A 20,434-nucleotide genomic window follows, 5' to 3' on the forward strand; every position below is an offset into this window, starting at 1 on the left:
AGATTATAGCAGAAAAGCGGTTGAAGTTTACAAGTCTTAGCTTATATTTTTATTCCCTTGGAGGCGGGCATGAAGAGGTTTATGTTAAAGTCAAAGATTCATAGAGCGAGGATAACGGGTGCGGAGCTACACTATGAGGGTAGCCTTTCCCTTGACCTTGCCCTTATGGAGTCTGCGGACCTTTTACCTTTTGAGAAGATAGAGGTGTATAATGTGAGCAACGGTGCGCGTTTTTCCACTTATGTAATACCAGCACCAAGATACTCTGGTGAAGTAAGGTTAAACGGTGCCGCTGCGAGGTTGGGTGCAGTGGGCGATATTGTGATAATAGCCTCCTATGGTCTATTTGACAAGGAGGAGCTTGAGGGTTTTAGACCTTACCTTGTTTATGTGGATGAGAACAATCAGATAAGGGAAGTAAGAAGGGAGATGGTTATAGAAGGTGTGAGTAGCTGGCATGATTGGTAAGGTTTTTAGAATATTTAGAGAGAAGGGAGGTGTGCTAAAAGCCCTTGAACTTTGGGATTGGTATGAGTCCCTTGAACCAAAGGACCAAAAGAGGGTGAAGTATTACTTTTCTCTAAAAAGCATAAAGGATATGCGATTTCCCTTTAGAGCAAAGCACTTTGACACCGGGGAGGTAAACAACCCTGGATACACGAAGGCTACCTTTCTTGGCACACTTGCTCAAACAGCCCTGCTTGACGGAAAATACGAGGATGCGGAATGGCTATACTTGAAAGCCCTTGAGCTAAGCCAGAGCCCTTACGAAAAGCATCTAATATTAAACGACCTCGTTATGCTCTCTCAAAAGCTAAAAGACTTTGAAAAGATGGAAAAGTATGCACGAATGGATTTGGAATTGTTCCAAGAGTATAAGGAGGAGCTCAAAGACAAAAACGGTGGCACTTTGCCACAGATAAACTCTTATGAGCTTATGGTTTATCTCTTGGAAAGGAAAGGAGACAAAAAGTCAGCTCTTGAGATTCTCGAGAGGTTTCACAAAGAAGGTGTCCCTCACCCCTTTTACGAGGAAGTAAAAAGAAGACTCATCGCATGAAATACCACAGGCTTATAAGAAAAGTGGTTCAGCTTCAAAGAGAGAAAAAACTCATATCAGAGGGAACTTCACTGCTTGTTGCCTTTTCTGGTGGTGTGGACTCTGTAGCCCTTGCCCTTTGTATGCTTGAACTAAGGAGTTTTCTAAGTCTCAAAAGGCTCGCACTGGCCCATATAAACCACCAACTCAGAGGAGAGGAGTCTTACAGAGACGAATCTTTTTGTGTAGAGTTTGCCAAGGCAAAAGGTCTTGAGGTATTTGTGGAGAGGATAGAAGTTAAATTGGAGAGAGAAAACCTTGAGGCTAAGGCAAGGGAGCTAAGATACAAGGCTCTCGAGGAGATAAGGCAAAGAGAAGGCTTTGACCTTATAGCAACCGCTCATCATCTTAATGACCTTGTGGAGACCGTCCTTCTGTGGCTTGTGCGTGGTGCAGGAAGGGAAGGGCTTTTAGGCTTTGAGGAGAAGGAGGGTAGGGTAGTTAGACCGCTATATTTAGCCACGAGGGAAGAGATAGAGGACTTTGTAAGGTCAAAGAAGGAAACCTGGGTGGAAGATTCTACCAACTACGACCTTAGCTATGCGAGAAACCTCATAAGGCATAAGGTTATCCCAGAGCTAAAGAAGATAAACCCAAGGCTTGAGGAGAGTTTTCTAAGGCTTAGGAAAATTATAAGAGAGGAAGAAGACTTGCTTGAGGACCTCACACAGAAAGCAATTATGGAAGTTTTCAAGGAAGGTGAGCTTGACAGGAAGTCCTTTTTGAAACTGCCACAAGCCATAAAGAGGCGTATAACTTATCACCTTTATGGTATAAGAAACATGAAAGAGACAGAGAGACTAATAAACAGCATAAAAAAGGCTATACCCTTGAAAAGGCTGGGTGCATGATTAATATTAAATCTTTAAGTGTGGAGGTAGACAGATGCAGTGGATGAAGAGCATTTTTATATGGGTCGTTCTCTTAGGCTTTATGGTCCTTGCCTTTAATCTCTTTGAGAGCAATAAGGGACAGACAGCGGTCAGGACACCAATAAACACGGTGCTTGAGCTTGCAGAAGATGGTAAACTCAAAGAGGTAAAGGTTAAAGACAACCTGCTTACTGGCATAACCACAGAGGGTCAAAAGATAGAGACGGGCATACCACCCGGTTCAGACATAGTCAACAAACTCATAGAAAAAGGGGTTAGAGTAGAAGTTGCGGTGCAAGAAAGTAGCTGGCTTTTTCCCTTTCTCATTTCTTGGCTTCCCATACTTCTTTTTATAGGTATATGGATATACATGATGAGGCAGGTTAGCGGTGGCGGAAATCCCACCTCAAGGGCTTTCAGCTTTGGAAAAAGCAGGGCAAAGGTCTACATAGATGAGAAGCCCAAGGTTACCCTTGAAAACGTGGCAGGCATGGAAGAGGTAAAGGAGGAGGTAAAGGAGATAATAGAATACCTAAAAGACCCTGTGAAGTTCCAAAAGCTGGGTGGAAGACCACCAAAGGGTGTAATGTTCTACGGAGAGCCAGGTGTGGGTAAGACCCTCTTAGCAAAGGCTATAGCAGGCGAGGCTCATGTGCCTTTTATATCCGTATCTGGTTCTGATTTTGTGGAGATGTTTGTGGGTGTGGGTGCGGCACGCGTGAGAGACCTTTTTGATACTGCTAAAAAGCACGCACCTTGTATTATATTCATAGATGAGATAGATGCGGTGGGTCGCTCAAGGGGTGCTTTAAATCTTGGTGGTGGGCATGACGAAAGGGAACAAACCTTGAACCAGCTTCTTGTGGAGATGGACGGCTTTGATACCTCAGAGGGTATAATCGTCATAGCGGCTACCAACAGACCAGACATACTTGACCCTGCACTTTTGAGACCTGGTAGGTTTGACAGACAGATATACATACCCAGACCCGATGTGAGGGGAAGATACGAGATACTCAAGGTTCATGCAAAGGATAAAAAGCTCTCACCCAATGTGGACCTTGAGATAGTGGCAAGGGCTACGCCTGGCTTTACTGGTGCGGACTTAGAGAACGTGCTAAACGAGGCAGCACTTTTGGCAGCAAGAAGGGGCAAGGAAGTCATAGAAATGCAGGATATAGAAGATGCCATAGACAGAATAACTATGGGGCTTGAGAGAAAGGGTATGATGATATCTCCAAAAGAGAAGGAAAAGATAGCCTACCATGAGATGGGACATGCCATAATGAGCTTAATGATTCCTGGTTCTGATGCTCTTCACAAGGTTTCCATAATACCCAGAGGCATGGCACTTGGTGTCACCCAACAGCTACCCATAGATGACAAGCATATGTATGATAGGCAGGACTTGTATGGCAGAATACTTACTCTCATGGGTGGTCGTGCTGCAGAAGAAGTCTTTTATGGCAAAGAGGGCATTACCACAGGTGCGGAAAACGACCTACAGAGGGCAACCGAACTCGCTTATAGGATGGTTTCCATGTGGGGTATGAGTGAGCGTGTGGGTCCATTGGCAGTGAGAAGGACAATAAATCCTTTCTTGGGTGGCATGACTACATCTGTAGATATAAGCGAAGACCTCAGAAAGGAAATAGATGAGGAGGTAAAGGAGATACTTATAAGGGCTTATGAAGATACCAAGAAGGTGGTTATGGAACACAGGGAAGCCATACGGGCAGTGGTAAAAAGGCTCTTGGAGAAGGAAACCATGTCCTGTGAGGAGGTGGTAGAGATACTAAAACTACATGGGGTTGAGGTAAAGAACGAGTGCAAAAAGGAAGAATTTAAGATGGAAGGAGAAAAGAAAAAACTTGAGCAGGAGGTAGCGTAATGGGTATGACCATAACGGAGAAGATACTTGCAGACCACGCAGGTAAGAAGGAGGTTCACGCAGGCGAGCTTATAACGGTAAAGATAGACCTCGCCATGGCAAACGACGTGACCGCACCCCTCGCCATTAAGATATTGGAAAAATATGGCATTCAGAAGGTCTTTGACCCGGAAAAGATTGCTCTTGTGCTTTCTCACTTTGTGCCAGCAAAGGATATAAAGTCCGCAGAGCAAGCAAAGATGGTGCGGGACTTTGCCAAAAAACATAACATAAGGTGGTTTTTCCAAGAGGGTGAGGGTATAGAGCATACCATCCTACCAGAGCAGGGTATTGTTGTTCCTGGAGACCTTGTGGTTGGTGCGGACTCTCACACATGCACCTATGGAGGCATAGGAGCCTTTGCCACTGGTATGGGTTCTACGGACATAGCCTACGCTATGGCAACGGGAGAAACTTGGCTAAAGGTCCCACCTACCATGAAGTTTATCTTCTATGGGAAGCTCCAGCCTTGGGTTTTTGGAAAGGATCTCATCCTTTACACTATAGGTCAAATAGGTGTGGATGGGGCTTTATACAAGGCTATGGAGTTTGATGGCGAAGCCATAAGAAGCCTTTCTGTGGAGCAGAGGCTCACCATAGCCAACATGGCAATAGAGGCAGGTGGCAAGAGCGGAATTATAGCACCCGATGAGAAGACTATAGAATATGTATCTCAGAGGGCTAAAAAGCCATGGAAGGTATACCAAAGCGACCCAGATGCCCAGTACGAAGTGGTATACGAATGGAACGCCGGTGAGATAGAGCCTTTGGTGGCTTGGCCCTATCTTCCTTCAAACGTCCATCCTGTGTCTGAGTCAACCCATATAACCATAGACCAAGCCTTTATAGGCTCTTGCACCAATGGAAGAATAGAAGACCTAAGGATTGCGGCAAAGATACTAAAAGGTAAAAAGGTCCATCCCTATGTGAGATGTATAGTCATTCCTGCGTCAAAGCAGGTTTACATGCAGGCTTTGAAGGAAGGACTCATAGATATATTCCTGTCTGCTGGGTGTTCTGTTTCTGTATCCACATGCGGTCCTTGCCTTGGTGGTCATATGGGTATATTGGCAGAGGGTGAGCGATGCATATCCACATCTAACCGAAACTTCCCCGGTAGGATGGGACATCCAAAGAGCGAAGCCTATTTGGCAAACCCTGCAGTGGTTGCCGCCAGTGCAGTGCTTGGTAGGATAGCTCATCCAGAGGAGGTTGTCAAAAAGGAAGAGCTTGAAGAGGTTCTTGCTTGAGGCAGACCTACATAGGCTTGCCTACTGGCTCAGACTTCTGGGCCAGGATGCACTTCTTTTAAAGACCGCTATAAGTAAGGTGGAAGTTCTAAAGCATCAAGGTAGGGTTTTTATAACCACTTCACGAAAGCTTGAGCAACACTTCAAAGCTTGGGGCATAGAATACTTGATAATTCCTAAAGATGAATGGGAAGTCCAGCTCTGCCTTCTTATAAAATACTTTCAAATAGAGCCAGTGCTTAAACTCAACAGGTGTTACCACTGCAACGGAGAGCTTTTAGCAGTGAATAGAGAAGAGGTAAATGACAGGGTTCCACCCATGGTTTATCTCTATGGAAGAGACTTCACCCTTTGTCCTCAATGTGGCAAAGCCTATTGGAAAGGTTCACATCATCCAAAATTAAGAAGAGCCTTGAGAAAGATTCTTGCTTCCTGTTAGGTATTCTTCCACTCTCTTTGCCACCTCATCACTTGACCTTATACAGTCCGCAACAGACACACCGTGCAGGTAATTTCCAGTTAAGAAAAGTCCTGGGTTTTCTCTCTCGAGGGTCTTTGTCAACTCAAGGTATTTTCCATAGCCGAGGGTGTATTGAGGTATGGCTTTTTTCCACCTCGTTATGTTAAGAAGCTCCACATCGTCTACACCAAGCGTTTCTTTCAGCTCCCTTTGGGCTATGTTTATTATTTCTTGTTCTTCATAGTCTATTATCTCTGGGTCTGTGGCTCCGCCCATGTAGATGGTCAAAAGCTCCTTGCCTTCTGGAGACCTACTTTTGAATATCTGAGAGGAGAACAAAACTCCAAGAATCCTTTTACCTTCCACCCTTGGCACGAGGAAGCCAAAGCCAGGAGGAATTGAACCAGACCTTACGCTCACATGTAGGACTATAACGGGTGCGTAATATATACTGTCAAACTCTTCCGACGCACTCCATGATATATCTCTCAGTAGGTAGCCTGCGGAGGTAGCAGGAGCAGAGACCACCACAGCCCTTGCTTCATATTTACCCTTTTTGGCATCAAGCACAAAGTAGTTTTCCTTCCTTCTTATTTTGAGAACCACGTTTTCCGTGTCAACCTTTAGCTCAGAAGAAAGCTTCTCTATCAACGCGTAGTTTCCACTCTCAAAGGAGATAAGCCTACCACCAGGACCCAGAGCCTTTAGCTTTATAGCTCCTTTTATAAGACTTCCAAATTTTTGCTCAAGCTCGTAGACCCTTCTGACCGCATACTTTACAGAAAGTCCTTCTGGGTCTCCTGCGTAAACACCCGACACGAAGGGAGCAACTATGTAGTCAAGAAACTCCCTGCCAAGCCTTCTGCGAACAAACTCTCCTATGCTTTCCTCCGTTTTTACTGAGGGTGGAACAAAGGGTTCTCTCAAGACCTTGAGCTTGGCACCAAAGGACAAAAGAGGAGACTTTAGAAAACTAATAGGGGACATGGGGAGGGGTATTAGCTTACCTTTTTTGTATACATACCTTATTTTGGAGCTCTCCTCTGCGTATTGTGGACTTATGCCTACCTTCTTTAGAAACTCCTCCACCTTTGCATCCGCTAACACCGTTTGAGGACCAAGCTCAAGTATGTATCCATTTTTTCTTACAGTCTGTATGTTACCACCGGGTAGCTCTTCCTTTTCAAAAACATGAACACTAAAGCCCTTGCTTTTAAGATGCAAGGCTACGGAAAGACCAGATATGCCTGCACCAACTACCGCAACGTCTATCATGTCTTATAGGGCACTCCCTTAAGAGGTGAGGAAGGCACTGCATAGGTTCTCTTTGGCATCCTTCCCGCAAGGTAAGAGAGCCTTCCTGCAATAACCGCATACTTCATAGCGACCGCCATCTTTATGGGGTCTTTTGCCTCCGCGAGGGCTGTGTTAGTAAGAATTGCGTCCACACCAAGCTCCATCACCGGTGGAATGTCCGCAGCACTTCCTATGCCTGCGTCCACTATAACGGGCACTGAGACCGCTTCCTTGATGAAGATAAGGTTATAAGGGTTTTGCATACCAAGACCAGAACCTATGGGTGCTGCAAGGGGCATTACCGCAGCACAGCCTATGTCTTCAAACTTCTTGGCGTATATGGGGTCGTCAAAGATATAGGGCAGGACTACAAAGCCTTCCTTTACCAGAAACTTCGCTGCCTTTAGGGTCTCTTCCATGTCTGGTAGGAGGGTCTTTTGGTCTCCTATAACTTCAAGTTTTACCCAGTTTATGCCTGTTGCCTCCCTTGCCAGCATGGCAGTCCTTATAGCCTCGTCTCCAGTGTAACAGCCTGCTGTGTTTGGAAGTATCTGATACTTTTGAGGGTCTATGTAGTCAAGTAGGTTTTCTTTGTTTCTGTCTGTTATGTTTACCCTTCTGACCGCCACGGTTATCATCTCTGCACCACAGGACTCAAGAACCTCTTTGTTTTCCTGAAAGCTTTTGAACTTACCAGAGCCTATTATGAGCCTTGAGCGAAAGCGTTTGCCTGCGATCTCAAGGTAGTCATCCTCCAAAAGCCTTTCATAGTCTAACATCTATCCACCTCCTACAATGTTTACTATCTCAACCCTATCTCCCTCTTTCAGCTTGTACTCCGCATATCTACTCTTTGGGACTATCTCCTCGTTTACCGCCACCGCAAGTCCCACGGGTCTTACCTCTATGCGGTTTTTCTCTAAAAGAGCAAGCAGACTGATATCCTCTTCCACCTCCAAGGGCTTGCCGTTAACTATGATCCTCATGGAATTATTAAATATAAACTTTAGCTCGGTTTTGCAAGATGGATAAGTATATTAGTATTTTCTTAATTACTTATTAAAGATTAATAAACCATAAAAGGTGAAAAGAAGAAATTGAATAAATCTTGCTTTTAATAGAGGTTGACAAAATATAATATCTTGCATATAATTATAAGTAAGTTTTATTGTGCTATAAAAAAATGTTATAGGAGGTATGCCATGAAGGACGAGCACTTCTTCCCCAAAGGGGCAGTAGCCTTCTTTCTGTCCATGGTAGGCATCTACGCACTGCTGTGGCTCAGCATCTATGCAGTTCTCGTAATGAGAGGTGCAACACAACAGTAAGGAGGTTATGCCATGGACAGAGCAGAAAAGTTCGCTCTCAAAGTTACATTAGTATTGCTTGGCGTGTTTACCGGTCTTCTTGTTTACGCTGCCAAAGGTCTAAACATTGACGTGCCCACCTGCATTACAGATGTAGAGCCCTTCACAGAGGGTAAGCTAATCCAACATGCGGAAGACAGATACGAGCTTCACCTACTTGCTAAGATGTGGTATTTTGAGCCGGGGGAAATTGAAATACCAGCAGGGTCTGTAGTGGACATTTACCTTACCAGTGCGGATGTCATCCACGGTATAAAGATAGTAGGCACAAATGTGAACCTAATGGCTATTCCCGGTGCGGTTGCTTATGCAAGGTATAAGTTTGACAAACCTGGAGAATATCTCATAGTGTGCCACGAATACTGTGGTATAGGTCACCAAAACATGGCTGGAAAACTCATAGTAAAGCCAACTACAACAGCAAGGAGGTAAACCATGAGAGTGCCTGGTAGCATAAAAACGGTTCTTTACATTGAAATTCTATTGCCTATGCTACTTTTGGTTTTTGGTGTGTATCACGGTCTTTTGCAGGTTCTCTACAGAGCTGGTTTTATGAAGGAGCTGTCTTTCCTAAGGATTGAATACTATCAAGGTCTAACACTTCATGCGGTTATAAACGCTATAGTGTTTACCACCGTTCTGATAGTTGCCTTTGGAAACCTTATGTTTCTCTACCACCTTAAGAAACCACTTAGACCCGCTGTCCAGTGGACTGGTGCTATTTTGATGGTTGTAGGAACTCTTATGGCCGCTTGGGCTATGTTTACTGGCAAAGCGAACGTGCTTTATACCTTCTACCCACCTCTTTTGGCTCACTGGAGCTTTTATCTTGGTGCTGCACTGTTGGCGGTAGGTTCTCTTGTGCCCTTCTTCTTTGACTGGATACCCAACTACATCTCTTGGAAAAGGGAAAATCCCGATAAAAAGGTTCCTCTTGCGGTCTACGGCGTTTTTATAAACCACATACTCTGGCTTATAATGCTTGTTCCTCTGGTAATAGAAATCTTTTTCCAACTCTTACCACTTTCCTTGGGTCTTGTGAGTGAAATAAATCCCTCTTTGGCAAGAACCCTCTTCTGGGCTTTTGGGCACCCAGTGGTTTACTTCTGGCTATTGCCTGCATATGTGATGCTATATACAGTTCTACCTAAGGTTGTTACAGGCGAGGGCAAACTTTACTCCGATGGTGCTGCAAGACTTGCCTTTATACTCTTCCTTATATTCTCCTTCCCTGTTGGTCTCCACCACCAGTATACAGAGCCAAGCATAACCGATAGCTACAAGCTCATACACGCCATCTTCACCTTTGGTGTTGCAGTGCCAAGCTTTATAACCGCTTTCACTGTTGCTTCTTCTTTGGAGTATTCCATAAAGTCCAAGTATCCTGAAGTAAGAGATTCTCTTTTCGCTTGGTGGAAAAAAATACCTTATGCAAGCACAGAAGGTGATAAATGGCTTGTGTCCTACTTCATGGCTGGGCTATTCTTGTTCCTCATAGGGGGAATAACAGGAATAGTCAATGCTTCTTACAATATGAACAATGTGGTTCATAACACTGCTTGGGTTCCTGCACACTTTCACACCACGGTTGGTGGTCTTGTGACTCTCGTTTTCTTGGGTATGGCTCTCTATTTCTTGGCTCAACTTAAGGGGACAGAGGTAAAAGCGAAAGGTCTTGCGGTAGCAGCTCCATGGCTATGGCTCGTGGGTATGGTTATATTCAACGTGGGCTATTCCATAGCAGGTCTTATGGGCTATCCAAGGAGGACACAAACGGGTGCAACAGGTTCTTACTTTGACCCCTCTTCTCCCTACTATATGCCTGACTGGCACTTTTATGCGGTGTTGGGGGCTATAGGTGGTGTAATTGCTACTCTTGGCTTTGTCCTATACCTTGTGTCCTTTGTCTCTACGCTTTTTGCACCTGCAAAAGAAAATGCGGAGCTTTATATCCCAAGTGCAGAGCCCTATCATGACGAAAAAATGCCATCTCTTCAAAAACTCACTCCATGGGTTGCTTTCAGCGTAATTCTCTTTGTGGTTTCCTATATCCCACCTCTCTACGATGTTACAAAGAGGGGTGTTTTCTTTGATTCCCCAGGCTACAATGACAAAAGCCCAATTCCCATCACAAAACCTCAATCCGCAAGGGATGAAAGAAAAGAAACCGCAGAGGCTAAGTGAGGGTCCGTCGTGAGTGGTGTTTTGAGAGGGCTTGTGGCCCTCCTTTTTCTTATAAATCTTTCCCTTTCTCAAGAGGCTTCAACGGGAATACCACCCAACGAGAGAAGAACTCTTGGAAAGGAGCTTCCTGATGTGCTTTTGGTAGACTCCTTAGGAAGAGAGTTTAACCTTCACACTCTCAAGGGAAAACCCATTATCTTAAGCCCCATATATACACACTGCAACTCCGCCTGCCCCATAATAACGGACTCTCTAAAGAAGGTAGTTCCAGCACTTGGAAAACCCGGTGAGGACTTTTGGGTTCTTTCCTTCACCTTTGACCCCTTAGATGGACAAGAAGACATAGTAGCCTTTCAGGAGAAATACGGTCTTGACGGTGAAGGCTGGAAGGTAGTTAGGGCAAAGACAAAAGAAGACCTCTTTAGACTTGTGGATGCCATAGACTTTAGGTTCATGTCTATTCCTAAGACAAGGGACTTTGTCCACCCTAATCTTGTGGTGTTTATATCTCCTGATATGAAGGTCAAAAAGTATATCTACGGTGTGGTCTTTGATGAAAAGAACATGGTTAAGGCTCTACAATATTCCTTAGGTGCCAGAGACCTCTTGGAAGATTTTAGAAGTTTTCTCTTCTTTTTTGGTCTTTTAGGTTTGTCCTTTAGCGGGCTATATCTTGTGATATCCAGTGCAAGACTACTTCAGAAAAGAGAAGAAAGCAGGAATTTTCAAAGGTAATAAGATAGAGCTTGTTCAACTATCCCTTTTACCTCCTCTCTAACACCTCCTTCTCTTGGCATATCTAAAAGCAATTCATACATGTAGCTTCTGTCTACCTCATCGTCAAACTCTTCAAAGTCCACAGAAAGCAAAAGCTCCCTCGCCTTTTGGTTTAGGCTTTTAGGTATGTCCCTCTCTGACATTCTACACCACAAAAGAGTCCAAGCTCTTGCAAGTGCAATAGGGTGGTAGCCTCCACCTCCAAGATATATACCCTCCCCAAGCATATCTCTTATTAGGTCAAAAGCCTTAAGAAAGCCCCAGTTGGAGAGCTCAAACTTGGAAAGGTAATCCTCGCTCAAAACATCTGTTCCCAGCTGGAGAAGGTATACCTCTGGTTTAAAAATCTCTAAAACCTTTGTCAACACCTTCTCAAGGACAAAGAGAAACTCCCTGTCATTGACTCCCTTAGGAAGTGGAAGGTTAAGGTTATAGCCCTTACCCTTTCCAGAGCCTCTCTCATGGATAAAGCCTTTTTTGAAGGGAAAGGCATACTCAGGAGACTGGTGGATGGAGAGGACAAACACCCTGTCATCTTCGTAGAAGAAGTCTTGCACTCCGTCGCAGTGGTGTGCATCAAGGTCTATGTATAGGATTCTCTTATAACCCTTTGAAAGGAGATACTGGAGGGCTACGCCAGGGTCGTTTATAAAACAAAAGCCGTTTGCTCTTGAGGGATAAGCGTGGTGCATACCACCCGCAGGATTAAAGGTGGTAAAACCTTCAAGAAACAGCTCCACCGCCTGCACAGAAGAACCAGTGGCAAGCAAAGAACCTCTCCACATGGCTGGAGAGACAGGGTTTTCGTAAGTGCCTATGTTAAACCTTTCCCTATATTCCCTCTTTACACACTGACATTGGTCGCATTCTTCAAGAGCTTTGAGATATTCTTCCTCGTGGAAGAGTCTTAGCTCCTCCCACTGGGCTGGTCTGCTTTCTACAAGCTCCGCCTCTGTGAGAAGACCCATAGCCTTTAAAAGTTCAAGCAGGAGAGAAACTCTGGGTATTCTAAGAGGATGGTTCTTGGTGTATCTTAAGTTTCTGTATGCGTAGCTACCTATCAGCCTTGAGCTCTTCCGCATAACCCTTTACCAGTTTATGCACCTCTCTGTAGTTTATGTCTCCTGCAAGCACGTAGTTCTTCTCTCCATAGTTAAACTTCTTTGATACTGTAATACAAAAATCATCCGTTGCCTGTGAGATGTATATGTTGGAAATGTAAACGTCTTCGTGGCTTGCCTTCTTGAAATACTCCTTTTCTGACCTATCCGCACCCTTTTTCCCAGTTTTTACTGTATAAGTAAGCTTTGGGTTTACCACATTGTTGGAAACCTGCAAACCATTCTCTCCTATTATGTAGAAAAGTTCAAAGTAAGGATACTTCTTAAAGAAGTCATACAGAGTAAACTCCCATAGGTCTCTGTCTGTCCTTTTTAGGCTCTCCACTATGCTTTCAAAATCTTGTTTTATTCTGTTTCTTATGTGATGTATAAGCTCTCTCCTTTCATACTCGCACAAAACCACTGAAGGTTTTTCCTCGTGAAATATAAAGCAAGAGGCATCATGGATATCTTCCATTCTCTTCTTTAACTCCGAGCTTATTCTGAAAAATTCCTCAAAGTTTTTCAATTTTTTCATAGGTATACAGTATCCAAATAGGTAAACTAGGCTCGCCTCCGAATAAAGCAAAGAAAACTCCCTCTGAAACTCTCTGTATAGGTTCATAATTTCTTCCTCTTTTAGCTTTATCTTAGAAAGGGCATAGACTTCATTCTCTTCGTAAGATAGGCTTACATCTCCCTGTATGCTGGTCTTTACCGCTTCATACAGAACTCTCTGAAGGCTTTCCGCCTTTGAAGAGCCATACTCTTCCACAAACTCCTTTAGACCTCTTATGTAAAAACAGTAAAAGTAGTATTCATGACCGAAGAGAGACCTTAGCTTCTGAAACATGGGAATGGTAGCTTCTTTGAAAAGGCTTGCATAATAGAGAACCACGTGGTAGAAGAGGACACCCATGTATGAACCTTTTTTGTCCACAAGTAAAATAGGCAATTTACAGGATTTAAAAAAGTCTAAAAGAGAGGTAAGGTGCTCTGGCTTTAGTGTTGCTTCCCTTAGCTTCATAAGAGGATGGGCAATATCTCCCACGGTCAAATGCTCTCTGTGCTGAGCTTTAACGAGGTCAAGTTTGTTGACTATGCCTATGGGTTTGTTGTTCATTACCACCACCAAAAAGTCATACATGCCATACTCCTCAAAAGCCTTTAGGGCTTCCCTTATGCCAAGGTTGTATTCTATTTTTGGAATGCCTGTGGCAAGTTGAGAGAGCTTAATCTCCTTCATAAGTGTGGTCCAGAAAGGTATCTTCTTCTACTTTCTATGGCAATAAAGGCGAGGAAGACAAGGGTGGCTATTATAAACATGCGTGCAACTGTTACATCCAATCCACCCTGAGCCAATACCTTAGGAGCTTGCACCACACCCCATTGGTATAGGAGTATTACCAAGAATATGGGAGAAACTATAGCAAAGAAATAAACCAAAGGCTTTGGCACCTTCAAGAATACGTCCCTTGTCAGTTCATGGTGGAACTTATGAACTCCAAATATCCACACAAAGACTATTATTTCCACAAGTGCAAAAAAGACAAGCATAAAAGTCCCAGCCCAAAAGTCCACCTCATCTATAAACCCTGGAAGAAAGGCAGAAAGAAAAGCACCTACAGAAACCATAAGCATAGAAACATTTACCGCCTTTTTGTGAGACCATCTCATCTCATCTTCAAAGAGAGCTATTAGAGGTTGCGTAAGTGCAAGGCTTGAAGTTAGTGCTGCGATAAAAAGCAGGAAAAACCATACCGCAGACAAAAGCCAGCCCAAAGGCAGAGCCATAAGAACCGCAGGCATGGACATGAAGCCCAGCCTAAAGGTACCTTCCTTTGCGAGCTCAGGGACCGCAAGAGCACCAAACATGGCAAAGGCAGCGGGTATAGCTATGGAGGCACCTATGACTACCTCCACAAACTGATTAAGACCTGCAGTCCAAAGACCTGTTTTTAACACATCTTCTCTTGCCTTCACATAGCTGGCATAGGTGGCAATAGCACCCATTCCAAGGGAAAGGGTAAAGAATATCTGCCCCGATGCCTCAAGCCAAACCTGAGGGTCAGATATCCTGCTAAAATCGGGAGTGTATATGAAAAGCAGACCCTCTAAGCCTTTACCACCTCTTATAGAAAGAGAGACTATGGCAAGGAAAATACCCATGAGTAAAAGTGCGGGAATGCCTACTTTTGCGGTAAGCTCAATACCCTTTACCACACCCCTTTGGAGTATATACCAGTTAACCGCAAGGGTAATAATAAGAAAGACTATAGCCAAGTATGAGGGTTCTGTGTAGCTTTTAAAGAAGTCCACATAGGGTTGCATGGCGGTTTTAGGGTCGGTGCTATCCACAGGATGTGGCAGTTGTCCAAAAATAGAAAGCACCGCAAAACCCAGCGTCCAAGACTCAATGTATATGTAGTAGCACACTATGAGAAAAGGTATTGCTACACCTATGGAACCCAACACCCTCGCCCAGTTGGCATGATGGAAAAGAGAACCCATAATGCCAGTCATAGAGCCATGTCCCTTTGAACCCGCATACCTACCGATAACCCACTCTAAGACCAAAAGAGGTATTCCCAAAAGGAAAAGAGCCACAAAGTAGGGAATCATAAAGGCACCACCGCCGTAGAGAGCTACCTTAGACGGAAACCTAAGGAGATTTCCAAGACCTATAGCATTCCCCGCTGCGGCGAATATGAGACCTACTCTTGAAGCCCAGACTTCCCTTTTTTTCATAGCTTAAGCCTTTTTATCCTTTCCACAGCCTCAAGAAGTCTTTGAGTAGGCACAGTGAGGGAAATCCTAAAGTACCCCTCTCCATACTCTCCAAAGCCGTTCCCGGGAGTGCATACTATTCCACACTCATCAAGAAGCCTTGATACAAACTCCGCAGAGGTATATCCCTTAGGCACTTTTATCCATAGGTAAAAGGTAGCATCAGAGGGATAGACCTTTAGACCAACCTCTTCGAGGGCTTTTACCATGGCAGACCTTCTTTCCTTGTATGTATCTCTTATCTTTTGCAGTTCCTCCTCTGGAAGGTTCAAAGCGGTTATACCAGCCTCCTGCACCGCCTGAAACTGTCCCGAGTCCACGTTTGTTTTTACCTTTCCAAGACCTGCAACCAATTTTTCGTTTCCCACTGCCATACCAAGACGCCAGCCTGTCATATTAAAGGTCTTGGAAAAGGAATGAAACTCTATGGCTATGTCCTTTGCACCCTCTATCTGTAGGATGGACATGGGTTTTTCATTGCCAAAGTATATCTCCGAGTAGGCAAGGTCAGAGGCAACAATTATGTTATTTTCCCTCGCCCACTCTATTAGTTCCTTATAGAAAACCTCAGTTGCTGTAGCAGAGGTTGGGTTGTTAGGGTAGTTTACCCAGATAATCCTTGCCCTCTTTAACACATCCTTTGGAACGCTTTTAAAGTCTGGAAGAAAGCCATTTTCTTCCTTAAGTGGCAAAATATAAGGCTCACCGCCTGCAAAAAGCGTGCCTATCTTGTATACAGGATAAGCAGGGTCTGGACACAAAACCACATCCCCGGGGTTTACAAAAGCTAAAGGAAAGTGGGCTATACCCTCCTTTGAACCTATTAGCGTGACCACTTCCCTTTGAGGGTCAAGCTCCACACCAAAGCGTCTTTTATACCAATCCGCTACCGCCTGACGAAAAGAGAGCATGCCCTCATAGGAAGGATACCTGTGGTGTTCTGGATTTTCTACAGCCCTTTGCATAGCTTCCACTACAGGTTGAGGCGTGGGGATGTCTGGGTCTCCCACCCCAAGGTCAATTAGGTCTACACCCTGAGAAATTTTCTCTCTTTTTTTCTGGTCAATCTGAGCAAAAAGGTAAGGTGGCAAAGCCTTTATCCTCTGGGCGTATTCAAGCATTTTGCACCTCCTGAGCTTAAGCAGGAATATTATATAATAGAGTATACATATGGTCTTAATTTCGCACTCGGGATATGGTATATAATTCTATAAGAGCCAAAATGGTGCAAGAAATTCTTTCAAGGCTTGAGGAGGTGTTTCCAGATAGGCTTGAGCTGAAATTTTCAAGCCCGCTTGAGCTACTGGTGGCTGTTATACTTGCAGCACAATCAACAGATAAAAAGGTAAACCAACTGACCGAGAAATTATTCAAGAAATATAGAAGCTGTCAAGACTACCTTAAAGCACCCTTAGAGGAGTTAGAAAGGGATATAAGCTCCATAAACTACTATAAAAACAAGGCAAAGTTTATAAAGTCCGCCTGTCAGCAGATAATGGAAAGGTTTGGAGGACAAGTTCCAGACAGTATGGAAGCTCTCACAAGCCTACCCGGAATAGGCAGGAAAAGTGCAAACATTATCCTATACAACGCCTTTGGGAAAAACGAAGGTATTGCGGTAGATACGCATGTGTTAAGGGTTAGTCAAAGGCTGGGTCTCACAAGGGAGAAAAAACCTGAGAAGATAGAGCAAGACCTAATGAAAATAGTCCCAAGGGAACAATGGGGAAAATTCTCTAACCTCCTTGTCCTTCTTGGAAGGTATATATGCACCGCACAAAAGCCAAAGCATCAAGAGTGTCCTCTTTATGACCTCTGTCCTTCGAGGGAGTTATGATAGGCGTAATAGGTGGCAGTGGACTCTATAAACTTGAAGGCTTTGAAATAGTGAAAAAACTTAAAGTAAGGACGCCTTTTGGCGAACCCTCTTCTGAAGTGGTAATAGTCAAAGTGGGAGATAGGGAGCTTGCCTTTATCTCAAGGCATGGTGAAGGGCATGTATACCCCCCTCATCTTGTGCCATATAGGGCAAACCTCTGGGCTTTGAGGGAGCTTGGTGTAAATAGAGTTTTGGCTGTGTCTGCGGTTGGTGGCATAAATAGGACTTTTAAGCCAGGAGATTTTGTGGTAATTGACGACCTTCTTGACCTTACAAAAAACAGAAAAGACACCTTTTACGAAGGTAAGTTTTCTCTGCCTGTGGATGGCAATGACAAGGTAGCCAAACTATTGAAAGAAGGAAAGGTAGTTCACATAGACGCAAGCCAGCTATACTGTCCTCAGATGAGAAGCCTTCTTTTTGAGGTTTTGGAAGACTTAAAACTTTCCTACCATCCCTCTGGTGTTTATGCTTGCACAGAGGGTCCAAGGTTTGAAACACCGGCAGAGATAAGGGCGATAGAAAGGCTTGGTAGCGATGTGGTGGGTATGACGGGCTATCCTGAGGTGGTCCTTGCCAGAGAGCTTACCATGTGCTATGCCAGTGTGTGCGTAGTGGCAAACCCTGCAGCAGGTATAGCAGGCTACAGACTGACAAGCGACGAGGTTATAAGTCTTATGAAAGAAAAAGAGCAAGAAATAGGCAAGTTGATAGTTGAGTTTATAAAGAGACTACCAGAGAATAGAACCTGCGGTTGCGACCGCATATTAGATGGTGCGGAGGTTTAAACACTTACTTCCTGTAGAAATTTACTGAACTCCTCAAGAAAGTTCCTAACCGCCGAGCCCTGTGCTCTGTCCTTGCTGTAGACCATGTAAAACTTCCTCTTAGGTATTTCCAAACCCTGAAGCCTTAGGACACGGATTTCGGACGCATCAGACCCTTTCAGCACATGGGAAGAGAGGTAGGAAACCGCCCTTATGTTTTTTAATACGTCCAATATGACCTCATTCTTGTTCACTACAAGAACCACATTTAGGCTTCTCACATCCACCCCCACAGAGTTCAGAAAGCCTTCCACAAACTTCCTTGTACCCGAGGTCTCCTCCCTCAGAACAAAGGGCATCTTGGTAAGCTCTTCTAAGGTAAGCCCATCCTTCACATCTTTACCACCAACAAAGAGTATGCTGTCCTCCCAAACCTCTATTATTTCCATCCTTCTGTCTTGTTGAACAAAGCCTGTAAAGCCTATGTCTACTTCCCCTGCTTCAATCTTACTGAGCACTATCTCCGAATCCTCCACTATTAGGTCTATTTTGGTGCTTGGGTTTTTGTTAAGATACCTGCTTATAAAATGTGGAAGTAGGTATCTTCCCGGTATGGAGCTTGCTCCTATTTTTATGTATCCCTTGTAAGAACCCGTCAGAAGCCTTATCTCTTCTATTACAGAGAGCTTTAGCTCAAGCAATTTTCTTGCGTAGGGATATAGCATGTGAGCGTTGCTCGTGGGCAGGAGCTTCCTGCCTTTTCTGTAAAAAAGTTTAAGCCCTGTAGATTTTTCTAGCTGGTGTATATGAAAGCTTATTGTAGACTGGGAAAGGTGGAGACAGTTAGAACTCTCGGACAGACTTCCTTTCTCATACACGCAACAGAAAAGCTCAAGCAATCGCAGGTCTATATCAATATTCTTCATGAAATTAGCTTATACATAAATCTGCAAGACATTCAATGAATGTAGTCATACGTTTTTGTCTACAGATTGACCTTTTCTTCTACTACAAAGGGTTTATCTTCTTTTGTCCTATAGTATATCCTCACTAAAAGCTCCGCTATTACTCCTGTAGATATAAGCTGTATACCTGCAAGAATGAAAAGAACGCTAAGAATTAGGAGGGGTCTCCTTCCTATATCTTGGTCAAGAAAGAGTTTGATAAAAGCAAGATAAAAGAGTGCAATAAGACCCAAGCTAAGCAAGATAAAGCCCAAAGTCCCAAAAACATACATGGGCTTGTTTATGTATTCGTTTAGGAACTTTACCAAGAAAATATCAAGAATGACCCTTACAGTCCTACCAATGCCATACTTTGACTTTCCATACAATCTTGGATGATGCCTCACTGGAATTTCTGTTATTTTTGCTCCAAGCCTTTTTGTAAGTGCTGGCAGAAACCTGTGCATGTCCCCGTATAGCTCAAGCCTTTTTACTATGTCCGCCCTGTAAGCCTTTAAAGTGCATCCGTAGTCATGAAGCTCCACACCAGTTACCTTTGAGATTATCCAATTAGCTATCATAGAAGGTAGTCTCCTTGAGAGGAAGGGGTCTTTTCTATCCCTTCTCCACCCGCTTACTATGTCATAGCCCTCCTCCAACTTTTGCAATAGCATGGGAATGTCTTCTGGGTCGTTTTGAAGGTCCGCATCCAAGGTTATGATAACCTCTCCGGTGGCATGCTGAAAGCCCGCATACATGGCAGCGGTCTGTCCGTAGTTTTTCCTAAAGCGTATTAGCTTTACTCTTTGGTCCTTTTCCGCTATATCCTTTAGCCTTTCCCAAGTCCTGTCTACAGAACCATCATCCACAAAAATAATCTCATACTCTCTTCCAAGCCTTTCAAGAACTCCCTTTAACTTTTCATAGAGTATGGGTATGTTGTCTTCCTCGTTGTAGGCAGGTATAACTACAGAAAGGTAAGTGCTTTTCATGTGCTTAAGCTCTCTACTATTTTAACATAGTTCTTATTCCTTACAAAGTCCGCTTCTCTAATCATTTCCTTTGGTGGTTCTATAATTCCCTCTATAGCAGGAAGTACTATTTGGAGGCCATTATCCTTAGCGAGAAGAATTGCTGGCAAAAGGTCAGTGTCATAAGAAAAGAGAATTATCCTATCGACAAGCCTTTTATACGAGAGTGTTGCCACATCCAAACCTATTAGCATATCCACCTGCTTTTGTTCAAATCTTAGACTTTTGGCTGTGTCTTTATTTTCCTCACGAGGGCTAAGATGTCCAAGCCTAACTTGAACATTGTCCATTTTAGCTACACTGTTAACTAAGCTTTTACTAAGCTCATAATTTCTTAAATATTTAGGGTATAGAGCTTCAATTCTTTTACGGTCTTCATCTTTGTGTATATTTAGTTTTTCCCTCTTCAATTTTATTGTTTCTGGATACAAGCAAGTATAAAAATATATTCTAAAAATATCCTCTTGCTGTGGGTCTACGAAAGATTTCAAAAAGTTTATAGCTTTCTGCGGATTTTCATTGTAGTTTATGGTTAGGTTGTCAGGTATTCCATGTTTTTTAAGAATATTATTATCAAATATTCTGTATCTTACATTTTCCCAATCTACCAGTATAGCAACTTTATAAATGGACTTGAGGGGTCCGCTCAACTTCTTGGACCCCCCTCATTCAAGAGTAGGTTCTGGGAACC

General features: G+C 43.8%; 22 protein-coding genes. 12 read left to right on the plus strand and 10 right to left on the minus strand.

Going from position 1 to position 20,434, the window contains the following annotated elements:
* Nucleotides 1-69 precede the first annotated feature (69 nt).
* From panD to IAE16_RS02460, 6 genes are read left to right on the plus strand one after another with little or no spacing between them, the layout of a single operon-like run.
* Complete coding sequence (gene panD / locus IAE16_RS02435) at nucleotides 70-468, plus strand: aspartate 1-decarboxylase (protein ID WP_323701129.1); 399 nt, start codon at nucleotides 70-72, stop codon at nucleotides 466-468.
* Nucleotides 458-1,060, plus strand: coding sequence for a hypothetical protein (locus IAE16_RS02440; RefSeq protein WP_323701130.1), 603 nt, complete (start codon nucleotides 458-460; stop codon nucleotides 1,058-1,060). Before panD ends, IAE16_RS02440 begins: the two co-directional genes overlap by 11 nt.
* Entirely contained in the window at nucleotides 1,057-1,950 is an 894-nt protein-coding gene (tilS, locus tag IAE16_RS02445; protein ID WP_323701131.1) for a tRNA lysidine(34) synthetase TilS, read from the plus strand. Before IAE16_RS02440 ends, tilS begins: the two co-directional genes overlap by 4 nt.
* Before the next feature lie 34 nt (nucleotides 1,951-1,984).
* Nucleotides 1,985-3,862: an ATP-dependent zinc metalloprotease FtsH gene (gene ftsH, locus IAE16_RS02450; RefSeq protein ID WP_323701132.1), complete on the plus strand. Its 1,878-nt coding sequence runs from the start codon at nucleotides 1,985-1,987 to the stop codon at nucleotides 3,860-3,862.
* A complete protein-coding gene (gene leuC, locus IAE16_RS02455; protein WP_323701133.1) occupies nucleotides 3,862-5,151 on the plus strand; it encodes a 3-isopropylmalate dehydratase large subunit in 1,290 nt (429 codons plus the stop codon). Before ftsH ends, leuC begins: the two co-directional genes overlap by 1 nt.
* Nucleotides 5,132-5,590, plus strand: a complete 459-nt coding sequence (locus IAE16_RS02460) for a Mut7-C RNAse domain-containing protein (protein WP_323701134.1) — start codon at nucleotides 5,132-5,134, stop codon at nucleotides 5,588-5,590. The genes leuC and IAE16_RS02460 overlap by 20 nt, the downstream gene beginning before the upstream one ends.
* Here the strand turns inward: IAE16_RS02460 and hemG are convergent.
* From hemG to thiS, 3 genes are read right to left on the minus strand one after another with little or no spacing between them, the layout of a single operon-like run.
* On the minus strand, nucleotides 5,552-6,886 hold the full coding sequence (hemG, locus tag IAE16_RS02465) for a protoporphyrinogen oxidase (RefSeq protein WP_323701135.1): 1,335 nt from the start codon (nucleotides 6,884-6,886) through the stop codon (nucleotides 5,552-5,554). The genes IAE16_RS02460 and hemG overlap by 39 nt on opposite strands.
* Nucleotides 6,883-7,686: a thiazole synthase gene (locus IAE16_RS02470; RefSeq protein WP_323701136.1), complete on the minus strand. Its 804-nt coding sequence runs from the start codon at nucleotides 7,684-7,686 to the stop codon at nucleotides 6,883-6,885. Before IAE16_RS02470 ends, hemG begins: the two co-directional genes overlap by 4 nt.
* Nucleotides 7,687-7,893: a sulfur carrier protein ThiS gene (thiS, locus tag IAE16_RS02475; protein ID WP_323701137.1), complete on the minus strand. Its 207-nt coding sequence runs from the start codon at nucleotides 7,891-7,893 to the stop codon at nucleotides 7,687-7,689. It abuts the gene before it with no gap.
* 216 nt (nucleotides 7,894-8,109) lie between these two features.
* Here thiS and IAE16_RS02480 point away from each other — a divergent pair, with 216 nt between their 5' ends.
* From IAE16_RS02480 to IAE16_RS02495, 4 genes are read left to right on the plus strand one after another with little or no spacing between them, the layout of a single operon-like run.
* The gene (locus tag IAE16_RS02480) at nucleotides 8,110-8,235 is read left to right on the plus strand and encodes a hypothetical protein (protein ID WP_323701138.1); all 126 of its coding nucleotides are present in this window, start codon (nucleotides 8,110-8,112) and stop codon (nucleotides 8,233-8,235) included.
* Between the two features lie 12 nt (nucleotides 8,236-8,247).
* Nucleotides 8,248-8,706, plus strand: a complete 459-nt coding sequence (locus IAE16_RS02485) for a cytochrome c oxidase subunit II (RefSeq protein WP_323701139.1) — start codon at nucleotides 8,248-8,250, stop codon at nucleotides 8,704-8,706.
* 3 nt (nucleotides 8,707-8,709) lie between these two features.
* Nucleotides 8,710-10,458 (plus strand): cbb3-type cytochrome c oxidase subunit I, encoded by a 1,749-nt coding sequence (locus IAE16_RS02490; RefSeq protein ID WP_323701140.1) that lies wholly within the window; start codon nucleotides 8,710-8,712, stop codon nucleotides 10,456-10,458.
* Between the two features lie 9 nt (nucleotides 10,459-10,467).
* Nucleotides 10,468-11,193 (plus strand): SCO family protein, encoded by a 726-nt coding sequence (locus IAE16_RS02495; RefSeq protein WP_323701141.1) that lies wholly within the window; start codon nucleotides 10,468-10,470, stop codon nucleotides 11,191-11,193.
* Here the strand turns inward: IAE16_RS02495 and IAE16_RS02500 are convergent.
* The 4 genes from IAE16_RS02500 to IAE16_RS02515 are packed head-to-tail and all read right to left on the minus strand — an operon-like array spanning nucleotide 11,184 to nucleotide 16,243.
* Complete coding sequence (locus tag IAE16_RS02500; protein WP_323701142.1) at nucleotides 11,184-12,317, minus strand: acetoin utilization protein AcuC; 1,134 nt, start codon at nucleotides 12,315-12,317, stop codon at nucleotides 11,184-11,186. The genes IAE16_RS02495 and IAE16_RS02500 overlap by 10 nt on opposite strands.
* The gene (locus IAE16_RS02505; protein ID WP_323701143.1) at nucleotides 12,289-13,581 is read right to left on the minus strand and encodes a PDC sensor domain-containing protein; all 1,293 of its coding nucleotides are present in this window, start codon (nucleotides 13,579-13,581) and stop codon (nucleotides 12,289-12,291) included. Before IAE16_RS02505 ends, IAE16_RS02500 begins: the two co-directional genes overlap by 29 nt.
* Nucleotides 13,578-15,083, minus strand: a complete 1,506-nt coding sequence (locus tag IAE16_RS02510; protein WP_323701144.1) for a sodium-dependent transporter — start codon at nucleotides 15,081-15,083, stop codon at nucleotides 13,578-13,580. Before IAE16_RS02510 ends, IAE16_RS02505 begins: the two co-directional genes overlap by 4 nt.
* Nucleotides 15,080-16,243 (minus strand): LL-diaminopimelate aminotransferase, encoded by a 1,164-nt coding sequence (locus tag IAE16_RS02515; protein WP_323701145.1) that lies wholly within the window; start codon nucleotides 16,241-16,243, stop codon nucleotides 15,080-15,082. Before IAE16_RS02515 ends, IAE16_RS02510 begins: the two co-directional genes overlap by 4 nt.
* A gap of 74 nt (nucleotides 16,244-16,317) precedes the next feature.
* Here IAE16_RS02515 and nth point away from each other — a divergent pair, with 74 nt between their 5' ends.
* The gene (gene nth, locus IAE16_RS02520; protein ID WP_323701146.1) at nucleotides 16,318-16,959 is read left to right on the plus strand and encodes an endonuclease III; all 642 of its coding nucleotides are present in this window, start codon (nucleotides 16,318-16,320) and stop codon (nucleotides 16,957-16,959) included.
* Nucleotides 16,956-17,789, plus strand: a complete 834-nt coding sequence (mtnP, locus tag IAE16_RS02525) for an S-methyl-5'-thioadenosine phosphorylase (RefSeq protein ID WP_323701147.1) — start codon at nucleotides 16,956-16,958, stop codon at nucleotides 17,787-17,789. The genes nth and mtnP overlap by 4 nt, the downstream gene beginning before the upstream one ends.
* On the opposite strand, the gene IAE16_RS02530 is transcribed toward mtnP, so the two are convergent.
* Genes IAE16_RS02530 through IAE16_RS02540 form a run of 3 tightly spaced genes read right to left on the minus strand, consistent with a single transcriptional unit; the run spans nucleotide 17,786 to nucleotide 20,393 of the window.
* Nucleotides 17,786-18,694, minus strand: coding sequence for a LysR substrate-binding domain-containing protein (locus tag IAE16_RS02530; RefSeq protein ID WP_323701148.1), 909 nt, complete (start codon nucleotides 18,692-18,694; stop codon nucleotides 17,786-17,788). The two genes, mtnP and IAE16_RS02530, sit on opposite strands and share 4 nt — an antisense overlap.
* Nucleotides 18,695-18,753: 59 nt before the next feature.
* Nucleotides 18,754-19,704: a glycosyltransferase family 2 protein gene (locus IAE16_RS02535; protein WP_323701149.1), complete on the minus strand. Its 951-nt coding sequence runs from the start codon at nucleotides 19,702-19,704 to the stop codon at nucleotides 18,754-18,756.
* Nucleotides 19,701-20,393: an NYN domain-containing protein gene (locus tag IAE16_RS02540; RefSeq protein WP_323701150.1), complete on the minus strand. Its 693-nt coding sequence runs from the start codon at nucleotides 20,391-20,393 to the stop codon at nucleotides 19,701-19,703. Before IAE16_RS02540 ends, IAE16_RS02535 begins: the two co-directional genes overlap by 4 nt.
* Nucleotides 20,394-20,434 lie beyond the last annotated feature (41 nt).

Origin of the sequence: Hydrogenobacter sp. T-2, from assembly GCF_033971325.1 — a bacterium.
Classification (GTDB): Bacteria; Aquificota; Aquificia; order Aquificales; family Aquificaceae; genus Pampinifervens; species Pampinifervens diazotrophicum.